General features: G+C 73.5%; 12 protein-coding genes. 9 read left to right on the forward strand and 3 right to left on the reverse strand.

What is annotated here, in order from left to right; all coding sequences use genetic code 11:
• The first annotated feature begins 46 nt into the window (after nucleotides 1–46).
• Both C229_RS0104630 and C229_RS34015 read left to right on the forward strand, forming a co-directional pair.
• The gene (locus C229_RS0104630; RefSeq protein WP_018653910.1) at nucleotides 47–451 is read left to right on the forward strand and encodes a pyridoxamine 5'-phosphate oxidase family protein; all 405 of its coding nucleotides are present in this window, start codon (nucleotides 47–49) and stop codon (nucleotides 449–451) included.
• Nucleotides 452–1,289: 838 nt separating this feature from the next.
• Nucleotides 1,290–3,053, forward strand: a complete 1,764-nt coding sequence (locus C229_RS34015; protein ID WP_205624415.1) for a hypothetical protein — start codon at nucleotides 1,290–1,292, stop codon at nucleotides 3,051–3,053.
• A 348-nt stretch (nucleotides 3,054–3,401) separates the two neighbouring features.
• Here the strand turns inward: C229_RS34015 and C229_RS0104640 are convergent, their stop codons facing one another.
• Nucleotides 3,402–4,595, reverse strand: a complete 1,194-nt coding sequence (locus C229_RS0104640) for an MFS transporter (RefSeq protein ID WP_081639721.1) — start codon at nucleotides 4,593–4,595, stop codon at nucleotides 3,402–3,404.
• Between the two features lie 171 nt (nucleotides 4,596–4,766).
• On the opposite strand from C229_RS0104640, the gene C229_RS0104645 reads away from it, so the two are divergent.
• From C229_RS0104645 to C229_RS0104670, 6 genes are all read left to right on the forward strand, one after another.
• Nucleotides 4,767–5,363, forward strand: a complete 597-nt coding sequence (locus C229_RS0104645; protein WP_018653913.1) for a dihydrofolate reductase family protein — start codon at nucleotides 4,767–4,769, stop codon at nucleotides 5,361–5,363.
• Nucleotides 5,364–5,433: 70 nt separating this feature from the next.
• Nucleotides 5,434–6,792: a TrkH family potassium uptake protein gene (locus C229_RS0104650; protein WP_018653914.1), complete on the forward strand. Its 1,359-nt coding sequence runs from the start codon at nucleotides 5,434–5,436 to the stop codon at nucleotides 6,790–6,792.
• Nucleotides 6,785–7,447 carry a potassium channel family protein gene (locus tag C229_RS0104655; RefSeq protein ID WP_205624416.1) on the forward strand — a complete coding sequence of 221 codons (663 nt, stop codon included), beginning with the start codon at nucleotides 6,785–6,787 and terminating at the stop codon, nucleotides 7,445–7,447. The genes C229_RS0104650 and C229_RS0104655 overlap by 8 nt, the downstream gene beginning before the upstream one ends.
• A 65-nt stretch (nucleotides 7,448–7,512) precedes the next feature.
• Nucleotides 7,513–8,154: a TetR/AcrR family transcriptional regulator gene (locus tag C229_RS29400; protein WP_018653916.1), complete on the forward strand. Its 642-nt coding sequence runs from the start codon at nucleotides 7,513–7,515 to the stop codon at nucleotides 8,152–8,154.
• A gap of 70 nt (nucleotides 8,155–8,224) precedes the next feature.
• Nucleotides 8,225–9,124: an ABC transporter ATP-binding protein gene (locus C229_RS0104665; protein WP_018653917.1), complete on the forward strand. Its 900-nt coding sequence runs from the start codon at nucleotides 8,225–8,227 to the stop codon at nucleotides 9,122–9,124.
• Nucleotides 9,121–10,722: an ABC transporter permease gene (locus C229_RS0104670; protein ID WP_018653918.1), complete on the forward strand. Its 1,602-nt coding sequence runs from the start codon at nucleotides 9,121–9,123 to the stop codon at nucleotides 10,720–10,722. The genes C229_RS0104665 and C229_RS0104670 overlap by 4 nt, the downstream gene beginning before the upstream one ends.
• 6 nt (nucleotides 10,723–10,728) lie before the next feature.
• Here C229_RS0104670 and C229_RS0104675 read toward each other — a convergent pair whose 3' ends face one another.
• Nucleotides 10,729–11,121 (reverse strand): hypothetical protein, encoded by a 393-nt coding sequence (locus C229_RS0104675; protein ID WP_018653919.1) that lies wholly within the window; start codon nucleotides 11,119–11,121, stop codon nucleotides 10,729–10,731.
• Nucleotides 11,122–11,165: 44 nt separating this feature from the next.
• Between C229_RS0104675 and C229_RS0104680 the strand changes: the two genes are divergently transcribed.
• Nucleotides 11,166–11,774, forward strand: a complete 609-nt coding sequence (locus tag C229_RS0104680) for a TetR/AcrR family transcriptional regulator (RefSeq protein WP_018653920.1) — start codon at nucleotides 11,166–11,168, stop codon at nucleotides 11,772–11,774.
• A 121-nt stretch (nucleotides 11,775–11,895) separates the two neighbouring features.
• On the opposite strand, the gene C229_RS0104685 is transcribed toward C229_RS0104680, so the two are convergent.
• The gene (locus C229_RS0104685; protein ID WP_018653921.1) at nucleotides 11,896–13,032 is read right to left on the reverse strand and encodes a DNA polymerase III subunit delta'; all 1,137 of its coding nucleotides are present in this window, start codon (nucleotides 13,030–13,032) and stop codon (nucleotides 11,896–11,898) included.
• Nucleotides 13,033–13,065 lie beyond the last annotated feature (33 nt).

A 13,065-nucleotide genomic window follows, 5' to 3' on the forward strand; every position in this document is an offset into this window, starting at 1 on the left:
GGCCGGTTCTGAGACCCTTCACGGCGAGTACCCAGGAAGGAACACTATGCAGCCCACCCGGCCCATCGACCACCGCATCTCCCTGCACGACCCGGCCCTCCTCGCCTTCTGGGCGGAACGCCACGTCTGCACCCTCACCACGCTCCGCCCGGACGGCACCCCGCACGTCGTCCCGGTCGGCGCCACCCTCGACCCCGACGCGGGCCTGGCCCGCGTCATCACCTCGGCCTCGACGGTCAAGGCCCGCAACGCCCAGGGCTCCCCCGTCGCCCTCTGCCAGGTGGACGGCCGCCGCTGGTCCACCCTGGAGGGCCACGCCACCGTCAACTCGGACCCGTCCCACGTAGCCGAAGCCGTCGCCCGCTACACCGACCGCTACCGAGAACCCCGCGCGAACCCGAACCGAGTCGTCCTGGAAATCACCATCACCCACATCCTCGGCAACCTCTGACCACCACCCACAAACACCCAAAGGCACTACCACCAACCACGCCAACACCAAACGCAAGGACACCGAACACACCCGCACCAGACACACGCACCGAACGTGCACGCACAGGCGCCGGACGCAGGCGTCGGACACGCAATGCGCGGACACGCAATGCGCGGGCGTGAGATGCGCGGGCGTGAGATGCGCGGGCGTGGGGCGCGCGGGCACCGGACGCGCGGGATTGACGGCGCAGGCGTTGAACGTGCGGGGGGTGAACGCGCGGGGGGTGAACGCGCGGATCTCCGGCGCAGGCATTGGTCGTGCGAGCGTCCGGATACACAGGCGTGGGCGCGGGCCGGGAGGCGCGGGCCTCGGAGGCACGGCGCTGGGCGCGCGGATCTCCGGCGCGGGCGTTGGGCGCGCGGGCCTCGGAGGCGCGGCGTTGAGCGCGCGGGCGCTGGGCGCGCGGATCTCCGGCGCAGGCACTGGTCGTGCGGGCGTCCGGATAGGCGGGTGTGGGGCGCGGGCCGGGAGGCGCGGGCCTTGGATGCGCGGCGCTGGTGCGTGGGCGCTGGGCGTTGGGTGCGCGGGCGTTGGGCGACCGTCGGGCGCGTGGGCGCTGGGTGTGTGGGCGTCGGGTGTGTGGGCGTCTGGGTGTTGGGCGTGTGGGCGTTGGGTGGGGGTTTGGGGTGATCTTGACAGGGGGTGGTGGGGGCGGGAGGTTCGGGTGGTGGAGATCGGGCGGTTGAGTGTGGTGGAGCGGCGGATCGCTCGGGCGTTCTCGTCGGGTGCGGTGGTCGATCTTCGGGAGGAGGGGGAGGACCCTCGGGACGGCGCCTCGTGGGATGCGCGGCGGCGGGTGCGGGGTGAGGTGCTGCGGTGGCTGCTGCTCGCCGGAACGGCCGACGAAGGGGAGGTCGCGGCGCTGCGGGTGCGCGGAGCCTGCGTGACCGGAGTCCTCGACCTGCGGTACTCCGAGGTGCCGTGCCCCATCGTGCTGGCCGACTGCCACTTCACCGAGACGCCCGCGCTGTACGGCGCGCGGATGCGGCAGCTCAACCTGAGCCGGTCGCACCTGCCCGCGCTGGAGGCGGCGACGCTGCACGTGGACGGAGTCCTCCGGCTCACCGGCTGCCACATCGCCGGGGAGACCAAACTGGGCGGCGCGCGCATCGCGGGAGCGCTCTTCGCCGACGACGCCGTCCTCGACGGTCCCGTCCAGCTCCACCACGCCACGGTCCAGGACGACCTGTGGGCGATCGGCCTGCACGCCCCCGGCGGCCTGCGCCTGAGCGGCGCCACGATCGGCGGCCAGGCCAACCTGATCCGCGCCCACCTAGGCTCCCCGGCCGAACCACCCCACAACAGCACACCCCCCGCCGAGACGCCACCCGACCAAACGCCGCACGACGGCGCACACCCCGGCGAGACACCACCGAGCGAAACACCATCCGGAGAGACACCGCCCGGAGAGACACCACCAGGCGAGACACCGCCCGGGGAGACGGCAGCCGGGGAGAGGGCACCCGGCCGAACGCCGCACGACGGCACGCCCCCTGGCGAAACACCACCGGGCGAAACACCGACAGGCGAGACACCGCCGGGCGAGACGCCATCCGGAGCGACGCCGCCTGACCGGACGCCGCACGACGGCACGCCACCCAGCGAAACACCACCGGGCGAAACGCCACCCGGACAGACGCCACCAGGCGAGGCACCGCCCGGGGAGACGGCACCCGGGGAGACGGCACCCGGGGAGACGGCGCCCGGCCGGGGGCCGCGTGGCGCGGGTTCGGGGGACGGGATGGCGCTGGACGCCGAGTCGCTGAGCGTCGGGTCTAACGTGCTCGCGGACGACCTACGGGCTTTTGGCCAGATCGAGCTGCGCGGCGCGCGTATCCCGGGACGTCTGGTGCTGACGGGCGCGAGGCTGAGCCACCCGGGCCGCACCGCCCTGCGGGCCAGTAGCTGCACGATCGGCGAGCTGTGGATGCGGCACGCCCATCCCGTCGAGGGCCTGGTGAGCGTCCGCCGGTCGCGCATCGACGTGCTCGAACTCCGCGCCGACACGTGGGCGGACGGCGTCCGCCTGGCGGGCCTGACGTACACGGCGCTGAACCCGCCGCTTCCCCCGTCCGAGCGGCTGGCGATGCTCGACCGCGACATGGACGGCCACGTCCCGCACAGCTACGAGCAGCTCGCCGCCGACTACCGCAACCGGGGCGACGAGAGCGCCGCCCGCACCGTCCAGCTCGCCAGGCTCCGCCGCCACCGCCGCACCCTCCCGTGGTACGCCCGCACGTGGGGCCTGCTCCAGGACGTCACCGTCGGCTACGGCTACCGCCCCCGCCGCGCCGCCGCCTGGCTCGTCGCCCTCCTGACGGCGGGCACCCTCGCCTACGGCCTCCACCACCCCGAACCCCTCAAGGCCGACGAGCACCCGGCCTTCAACCCGCTCTTCTACACGCTCGACCTCCTCCTCCCGATCATCGACTTCGGCCAGGAGAGGTCGTTCAAGCCCGCAGGCGCCCACCAGTGGCTCGCCTACGCCCTCGTCCTCCTCGGCTGGATTCTCGCCACCACGATCATCGCCGGGACGAGCCGCGCGCTGAGCCGCCAATAACCCCAGCAGTGACGCCGATTCCCACCGGCGCCCGACACCACCACGACGCGCACGCACGACCCCGCAAGGCCACACACGCACACCTCCGACACCCAGCCGGACGCGCGGCCCACCCCGAGCGCGTGTACGCGAGGTCCCGCCTACCAGCATGCGCGCGAGACCCCCATAGGGCGCACCTGCACACGAGACCAAGGCGAGGCGGGTGCGGCCAGCCCGTCACGAGCGTGCGCGCACGAAACCCCGGCTGAGCGCCAGGCCCCGTCCCGCGTCTGCGCGAAACCGGGCAGGACGTGCCCATGAGCGAGATCCGGGCAAGACGCACGTTCGAGCCGAAGTCCAGCCGGAGCCTCAGTGCTTGCGGTAGACGCCGAGGGCGGCGGTGAGGGCGCAGAGCGAGAGGGCGACGGCGCAGCCGATCATCGTCGCGGGCGTCGAAAAGGCCCGGAGCGCGAGACTGAACAGGAGGGCCGGAACGGCCATGCCCACGTACGCGATCGTGTAGAAGACGGCGAGGACGCCCGCGCGCGAGTACGGCTGCGCGACCTCGGCACCGCGCGTGAGGCCCGTCTTGAACAGCAGCCCCGCACCGCCGCCCGCGACGGCCGCGCCGAGCACGTACAGCCAGTACGCCGGGTGGACGAGCGCCAGCGCGGCCAGCGCGAGCCCGACCGGGAAGGCGACGGCGCCGCCGAGCAGCACCCGCCGCCACGGCGCCCGGTCCAGCGCGATCTGCGCGCACGCCGCGACCGCGAACATGACGATCGTCGGCAGCGCCGACAGCAGCGGCGCGTCCACGCCGAGGTCGCGGACGACGCTCGACCCGAGCGACGCGAACAGTCCGAACAGCCCGAACGCGACGAACCCCAGCAGCCCCGCCGAGCCGAACACGGTCCGCCCAGCGGGCCGCAACGCGAACCGGGGCGGTCTGCCCGCCTTGCCGGTGTCGACGGTCTCGGGCACCAGCGCGACGAGCGCCAGCATCACGCCGAGCGCCACCGCGAACCCGATCTGCGTGTACAGCAGCGGATCGGACGTCCACGTCGCGACGAGCCCGGCGGCGAACGGCCCGAGCGCGAGCCCGCCGAGGTTCGCCGCCGTCGCGACCATCGCCGCCGGACGCGCGTTCCGCCCGGGGTACGCCCGCGCGTACAGGTCGAACAGGTAGCTCGTCGCGGTTCCGGCCATGAGCCCGATCGCGACGCCGTTCAGTACCCGCGCGGCCAGAATCCCGGGCACGTCCTCCCATCCGGCGAACACGACGGCGGCCAGCGCCGCCGCCCCGAGCGCCCATTCGGCCATCCGCCGCCGTCCGAGCCGGTCCGACAGATGCCCGACCCCGAGCAGACTCAACGCCGCCCCGATGACGAGCCCGGAGAACACGGCGGTCAGCGTCGTCGGCCCGAACCCGTCGCGCGCCGCGTACAGCGGCCACAACGGCGTCGGGGCGGTCCCGAACGCCATGAGCACCGCGAACGCCACCGCGACGATCCAGAACCCGCCCGCCGCCCCCGAAGGCCGCCGTACTCCCAGATCTACCCCCATCAGACCTCCCACCCCATGATCACCCCTCCGGAAGGACCCAACCCCCGCGCCCAACGGTCACTTCGGGCCGACGGATTCCCGGGCTCGCGCATGATCGGCGGGTGGAGCGGTGATGACTTCGCAGGGTGGGGATGTCTGTACCGCGACCGGCGGGACAAAAGGGGAGCAAACATGGGCAAGGTCGTGGCCGAGATGACGATGTCGCTGGACGGGTTCGTCGCTGACCCACAGGACGGGGTCGGGCCGATCTTCGACTGGTACGACAACGGTGACGTCGAGGTGCCGACGCCGGGTTCGGACATGGTGTGGCACACCTCGCAGGCGTCGGCGGGGCACCTCCGGCAGACGATGGCGACGCTGGGCGCCCTGGTCACCGGGCGCCGCCTCTACGACATCACCGGCGGCTGGGACGGCAGCCACCCGCTGGGCGTCCCGGTCGTCCTGGTCACGCACGAGGCCCCGGCGGAGGTGCCGCAGGGCGGCACGTCACCGATCACCGTCGTCACCACCGGCCTGCGCGACGCGGTCGCGGCGGCGCGGGAGCTGGCCGGGGACGGCGACGTGGGCGTCGGCGGCGCGAACGTCGTGCAGGGCTGCCTGAACGAGGGCCTGCTCGACGAGATCCGCGTCAACCTGGCCCCGGTCCTGCTGGGCGACGGCATCCCGTTCTTCGCCCACCTGACGGAAACGCCGCGCGTCCTCGACGGCCCCCGCGTGATCGAGGGCGACGGCGTCACCCATCTGTACTACGGCGTGCGTCACACCTGAGCCGACAGGTCCATCCACGTCCCTCGATGTGCTGATATGTGTCCTGGTCATTTCACGAGGGGGCGGGGGCATGCGGGGTCTCACGCGGCGCAGGGGGCTGCTCGACCGCTTCACCCACCCCGCGCAGGTCGTCGTCACCGGCTTCGGCCTGACCGTGCTGACCGGCATGTTCCTGCTGTCGCTTCCGGCCGCGACCCCCGGACCGGGCCGCGCGACGAGCGTGGACGCGCTGTTCACCGCCACGTCCGCCGTCTGCCTCACCGGCCTGGCCTCGGTCGACACCGGCACGCACTGGTCGCTGTTCGGCCAGCTCGTGATCATGGCGTTGGTGCAGGTCGGCGGCCTCGGCCTGATGACGATCGCGACGCTGTTCGCGCTCCTGCTGTCCGGACGGCTCGGCCTGCGCGCCCGCCTGGCCGCCCAGGTCGAGACGAAGACGCTGGCGACGACGGACGTCCGCCGCGTCGTCCGCAACGTGGTCATCTTCAGCCTGGTGTCGGAGGCGCTGCTGGCGGCCGTCCTGACGGGCCGCTTCGTGCTGGCCTACGGCGAGGGGCCGCTGCGCGCCCTGTACCTGGGCGTCTTCCACTCGGTGATGGCGTTCAACAACGGCGGCATGGCGCTGTGGCCCGACAGCCTGATGCGCTTCGCCACCGACGCGTGGATCTGCCTGCCGATCAGCGTCGCCGTCATCGTCGGCGGCCTCGGCTTCCCGGTCGTGTTCGAGCTGGCGCGCTCGTGGCGCCGTCCGCGCACGTGGTCGGTGCTGACGCGGATCACGGTCACGATGACGGCCGTGCTGGTCGGCGGCGGCACGGCCGTCCTGACCGCCACGGAGTGGACGAATCCGCTCACGCTGGGCGGGCTGCCCGAACCGGCCCGCTGGCTGGCCGGGTTCGTCGCGGCCGTGATGCCGCGCAGCGGCGGCTTCAACAGCGTCGACACGGCCGCGATGAACCCCGACAGCCTGCTCGTCACCGACATCCTGATGTTCATCGGGGCGGGCAGCGCGGGCACCGGCGGCGGCGTGAAGGTGACGACGATCGGCGTCCTGGTCTTCCTGGTCTGGGCGGAGATGCGCGGCGAGACGCACATCAACATCGGCAACCGGCGGCTGGCCGACGGCACGCCGCGTCAGGCGATGGCGGTGGTCATGCTGAGCGGCATGATGGTGGCGTTCTCGACCGTCGTGCTGCTCGCGCTGACCCCGCACACACTCGACCGGGTGCTGTTCGAGGTGCTGTCGGCGTTCGGCACGGTGGGGCTCTCGACGGGCCTGACCGCCGAGCTGCCGCCGGCCGGGCACGTCCTGCTGGTCGTGCTCATGTTCGTCGGGCGGACGGGACCGCTGACGCTGGCGACCGCGCTGGCGCTGCGCGAGCGCACCCGCCGCTACACCCTTCCAGAGGAGCGTCCGATCGTTGGCTGAATCGAGCAGGGTTCCCGTCGTGGTGATCGGCCTCGGCCGGTTCGGGTCCGCGCTGGCGCTGGAGCTGGCGACGCGCGGCACCGAGGTGCTGGCCATCGACGTCCGGCCCAAGATCGTCCAGAGTCTGGCGGGACGGCTGACGCACGTGGCCGCCGCCGACTCCACCGACATCGACGCGCTGCGCGAGCTGGGCGTCGGGGAGTTCTACCGGGCCGTCGTCGCGATCGGCGGCGACCTGGAGGCGAGCATCCTCACCACGTCGCTGCTGGACGAGCTGGGCGTGGACGACATCTGGGCCAAGGCGGTCACGCTCCAGCACCGCACGATCCTGGAGCGCGTCGGCGCCCACCACACGGTGCTGCCCGAGCACGACATGGGCGAGCGCGTCGCGCACATGGTGAGCGGCCGGATGCTCGACTACATCGAGGTCGACGAGGACTTCGCGCTGGTCAAGACGCATCCGCCCAAGGACCTGGTGGGCGTGCCGCTGGGCGAGACGCGGCTGCGGTCGCGGCACGGCGTGACGGTGGTTTCGGTGAAGTCGCCCGGCGAGTCGTTCACCTACGCCGACGCCGACACGATCCTCCAGTACGGCGACGTGATCCTGGTGGCGGGCCCGATCGCCAAGGCGGAGCGGTTCGCGGAACGCGCCTGACCCCCAATACACATGTATGCCATACGGGTGTATCGTCGGTACCGTACAAACGTATGGGAGCGACGATGGACGCACGGACCCGCATCCTCAGCGTGGCGCTGGAGGAGTTCGCCGCCAAGGGCGAGAAGGGCGCGACGATCCGCGGCATCGCCGACGCCGCCGGGGTGTCGGCGGGGCTCGTCCAGCACCACTTCCCGAACAAGGCTGCGCTGCGCGAGGCGTGCGACGCCTACGCGATCGACACGATCCGCGACATCAAGACCAGGTCGTTCGGCGGCGGCGCCGGTGACACCGGGTTCCTGGCCGTGGCGATGTCCGCCGCGATCCCCATCCAGACGTACCTGGCACGCGCCCTCGTGGACGGCTCGCCGCGCGCGGCGGCGCTCTTCGACGACGCCGTCGCGCTCACCCGCGACATGACGGAACACGGCATGCCCGGCATGAACCCGCCCGCCACCGACGACCCGCACGCCTACGCGGCCGTCCTGACGGCGTTCAGCTTCGGCATGATCGTCCTGCACGAGCACCTGTCGCGCTCCCTCGGCGGCAACACGCTCACACCCGAGGGCTACCCCCGGCTGGCCAGGGCCGCCCTGGACGTCTTCTCCCACGCCCTCGTCACGCCCGAGTTCACCGAGCAGGCCCGCGCGGCGCTGAGCACCCTCATGGACGACGCGCCCGGCGACTCCGACCCGCCCGCCCCCTGACCCGATCGTCCTCCGGCACACCGCCACAGGCAGGCGGAAGCATGCCCACATCCACCATCGAGGTGTTGCGATGACGAACCATCCGATCACGGTGTCCGCGCTGACCAAGTCCTTCGGCCGGACGCGCGCCCTGGACGGCCTCGACCTCACCGTCCGGCAGGGCGAGGTGCACGGCTTCCTCGGCCCCAACGGCTCGGGAAAGTCCACGACGATCCGCGTCCTGCTCGGGCTGCTGCGCGCCGACGCGGGCCGCGTCGTCCTGCTCGGCGGCGACCCGTGGCGCGACGCCACCGCGCTGCACCGGCGCCTGGCGTACGTGCCGGGCGACGTGACGCTGTGGCCGAACCTGTCCGGCGGCGAGGTCATCGACCTGCTCGGCCGGATGCGCGGCGGCCTGGACCCGCGCCGCCGCGCCGACCTGCTCGACCGGTTCGAGCTGGACCCGCGCAAGAAGGGCCGCGCCTACTCCAAGGGCAACCGGCAGAAGGTCGGGCTCGTCGCGGCGCTGGCGTCCGACGCCGAACTGCTCATCCTGGACGAACCGACGTCCGGCCTGGACCCGCTCATGGAGGAGGTGTTCCAGGAGTGCGTCCGCGAGGAGCGCGCGGCCGGGCGCACCGTCCTGCTGTCCAGCCACGTGCTGTCGGAGGTCGAGGCGCTGTGCGACCGCGTCACGATCATCCGCAAGGGCGCGACCGTCGAGAGCGGCACGCTGGACGAGCTGCGGCATCTGACGCGGACGTCGATCGACGTCGAGCTGGACCGTCCGCCCGGCGACCTCGGCGAGGTGCACGACCTCCAGGTGGACGGCGACCGGCTGCGGTTCGAGGTGGAGTCGTCCCGGATCGGCGAGGTGCTGGAGCGGCTGACGCCGCTGGGCGTCCGGTCGCTGACGAGCCGTCCGCCGACGCTGGAGCAGCTCTTCCTGCGCCACTACACCGACGAACTGCCCGAAGAGGCCGCCCGATGAGCGCGCTGACGGGCACCGGGCACCTCGTCCGGCTGGCGCTGCGCCGCGACCGCGTCGTGCTGCCGCTGTGGACGCTGGCGCTCGGGCTGCTGCCCGCGGCGATCGTCCCGGCGACGGACGAGCTGTTCCCCACGGCGGCCGAACGTCTCACCTACGCCGAAAGCACCGCGAACACCCCCACGTTCCTCGCGCTGTACGGGCCGCTGTACGACCCGACGCTGGGCGCGATCGTCGCGCAGCGTTCGCAGTTCGTCGTCGTCATCGTGGCGCTGGCGTGCGCGCTGACCGTCGTCCGGCACACCCGGACGGAGGAGGAGGCGGGGCGCCGCGAGCTGCTCGGCTCGCTCGTCCTGGGCCGGGGCGCGAGCCTGGCCGCCGCGCTGATCGTCGCGGGCGGGGCCGCGCTGACGACGGGCGTCCTCGTCGCGGCGGGCATGACGGCGCAGGGTTCGCCGGTGGCGGGCTCGATCGCGTTCGGCGGCCAGCTCGCGCTGGCCGGACTGGTCTTCGCCGCCGTCGCGGGCGTCACGGCACAGCTCGCGGAGAACGCCGGAGCGTCGCGCGGCCTGGCCATCGCGGCGCTCGGCGGCGCGTACGTCGTCCGGCTCGCGGCGGACGTGGGCGGCGTCGGCAACGGGCTGTCGTGGCTGAGCTGGGCGTCGCCGTTCGGGTGGACGCAGCGGCTCCGCCCCTACGCCGACGAGAACTGGTGGCCGCTGCTCGCGGCGGTCGCGCTCGCCGTCCTGCTGACGGCGCTCGCGGCGCGGCTCTCGGCCGGGCGCGACCTCGGCGCGGGCGTGCTGCCCCCGCGCCTCGGCCCGGCGCGGGCGCCGCGCGCGCTGTCGGGCGTGTTCGGGCTGGCGTGGCGCCTGCACAGCCGGACGCTGTACGGGTGGCTCGCGGGCGTCGCGGTCCTCGGCGTCGTGTACGGCGCCGTCGCGGGCAGCATCGAGGACCTCATGCGCGACAACCCGGAGATGCGGGAGATCATGACGCGTATGGGCGGCGGGTCCGGCGCGACCGACGCCTACTTCTCCTCGGTCATGGAGATGCTCGGGCTCTTCGCCGCCGCGTACGCGGTGTCGGCGTCGCTCAAGCCGCACGCCGAAGAGGCGTCGCTGCGCGCGGAACCGCTGCTGTCGGCACCGGTGTCGCGGCTGCGCTGGCTCGCGAGCCACCTGCTGTTCGCGTTCGCCGGCCCGGCCGCGCTGCTGGCCGTCGGCGGCCTCGCCACGGGCGTCATGCACGCCCTCGGCCGGGGCGGGCCGGGCGACGTCCCGAGCCTGCTGGGCGCGGCGCTGGCGCAGGCTCCGGCGGTGTGGCTGATCGCCGGGGTCGCGGTGCTGCTGTTCGGCCTGCTCCCCGGGCTCTCCGGAGCGTCGTGGGCGGTGGTGGGCGTGACGGTGACGATCACGCTGTTCGGCGCGGTCCTGGACCTGAGCCAGCCGGTCCGGGACCTGTCGCCGTTCACGCACGTCCCGCGGCTTCCCGGCCCTTCGCCGGACCTGCTGCCGCTGGCGTGGCTCCTGCTCGCCGCACTGGCCCTGACGGCGGCGGGCCTGGCCGCGTTCCGCCGCCGGGACCTGCGGCTCGGCTGACGCGGCTCATGACCGCCGGGTGAGAAGCAGCGCGGCGAACGCGAGCGGGGCGGCCGTCTGGTAGCCGATCCACAGGTCACCGCCCGCGTCGCCGCCGCGCCGGGCGATCAGCGCCGCGACGAGCGTGGCCAGCACCCAGCCGCTGTCGTAGGCGGCGAGGAACCGCAGGTAGGTGCGCGCGGAGCGGCGGCGGACACAGCCGATCTCCGCCGCTCCGCAGCCGAGCAGCGCCGCGCCCGAGGCGGCCATGAGCCAGGTGGGCACGCCGAGCAGGTCGCCCAGGGGCACGGCGGCGATCAGGTAGGCGGCGCCGAGCAGCAGCTTGACGACGCCGTCCGCGATGATGCCCGCGCGCGTCCCGGCGGTGGCCGAAGGTGCTTCCGGCTGGGTCTGGGTCACTGATCCTCCCGATTCGATAATGAGATTATGGTAGTAATCTGATTATGAAAAGAGCCGAGGCCAAGGAGCGCAACCGCCGCGCGCTGCTGGACGCCGCCGCCCGTGTGGTCTCCCGCGACGGCTTCCGCGCCCGGCTCGACGAGATCGCCGGGGAGGCCGGGCTCACGACCGGCGCCGTCTACTCGCTGTTCGGCGGCAAGAACGGGCTGCTCGCCGCCCTCGTCACCGATCACCTCGGCCCGCATTACGACGAGATCGGACGGGCCGTCCCCGGCGAACTCGGCCTGCTCGACGCGCTCGACGCCTTCGCCCGCCACTACCGGCGCACGTGCGACGATCCCGGCGCGCGCTCCGGCCTCTCCCTCCAGCTCGGACTCCAGGACATCGCGCTCCGCGATCCCGGCCTCGGCGCCCGGCTCGCCGGGTCCGTCCGGGAGCACGAGGAGCACCTGGTCGCGCTGCTCACCGGGCGCGCGCATCGCGGGGCCGCCGTCACGCCGCACCAGGCGCGGCACCTGGCGACGGCGCTCCGGGCGCTGCTCGTCGGCCTCGCCCAAGGCGTCGTCCTCGGCCTCGCCCCCGACGCGGACGAGGCGTACTTCGCCGCCGCCGCCCGCGCCCTGGCCTCGGACGCCTCACTCCTCGACCGGTGAAGTTATCCACAGGCCCGGATTCGGTTCGCGGAGCGTGGTCGGTTCGTCGCAGGATCGGGGGGACGGATTCCGACCAGCTCAGGAGGACGCCATGGCGGCCATCTCCACCCGGTTCAGCCGATCAGCGCGTGCGCAGCGCGAGCGTCAGGGACTCGACGGCCAGCAGGGGGTTGACGTTCGCGTCCACCCGCTCGCGGCACTCCATGATCGCGTCCAGGCGGCGCAGCGTCGCCTCCGGCGTGCCGTCGCGGGCCGCCGCGCGCAGTTCGGCCCCCAGCGGCACGTTGACCGGCTCGCCCGGAGAGCCGAGCTGGAGGGCGAGCACGTCCCGGTAGTAGGAGGCGAGGTCGAGCAGGGCGCGGTCGAGCGCGTCGCGCTTCACCCGCGTCGCGCGCGACTTCTGCCGGTCCTCCAGCTCCTTCATGGCGCCCGCCGTGCCACGCGGCATCCGGCCCTTCGCGCTCTCCCCGAGCGCCTGCCGCATCGCCGCCGTCTCCGACTCGTTCAGTTCCTCGGTGACGGCCTTCGCCTCCGCCTCGGCCGCCTTCACCAGCTTCTCCGCCGCGTGCACGGCCGGGCCGACCGAGGTCAGGCGGCGCGGCAGCGCCAGCACCTCGTCGCGGCGGCGCCGCGCGTCCTCGTCCGTCGCCAGGCGCCGTGCCCGGCTGACGTGCCCCTGTGCGGCACGGGCCGTCACCTCGGCGGTCTCCCGGTCCACCCCGTCCCGCTGGACGAGCGCGTCGGCGATGGCCGCGACGGGCGGCGTGCGCAGCGTCACCAGCCGGCATCGCGAGCGGATCGTGACGAGCATGTCCTCGGGCGAGGGCGTGCACAGCAGCCACACCGTCCGCGGCGGCGGCTCCTCGATCGCCTTCAGCAGCGCGTTCGCCGCCGCCTCGGTCGCGCGGTCGGCGTCCTCGAACAGCACGATCTGCCAGTTCCCGCCGCTCGGCGACGACGCCGCCCGCAGCACCAGCTCGCGCGTCTGCTTGACGCCGAACGACAGTCCCGCCGGGCGGATCACCTCGACGTCGGCGTGCGTCCCCTGGAGCACCTGGTGGCAGGACGCGCAGTGCCCGCAGCCCGCAGGCTTCTCGCGGCACTGCAACGCCGCCGCGAACGCCCGCGCCGCGGCGGACCGTCCCGACCCGGGCGGCCCGGTGAACAGCCAGGCGTGCGCGGGCACACCGGCTTGCACGGCCGCCCGCAGCCCCTCGACCACCGGCTCCTGGCCGACCAGGTCGTTCCACACGCTCATGGCCCCAAGGCTAGCCGCGCTCCGGAACGTCCG

The organism is Actinomadura flavalba DSM 45200 (genome assembly GCF_000374305.1).
Classification (GTDB): Bacteria; Actinomycetota; Actinomycetes; order Streptosporangiales; family Streptosporangiaceae; genus Spirillospora; species Spirillospora flavalba.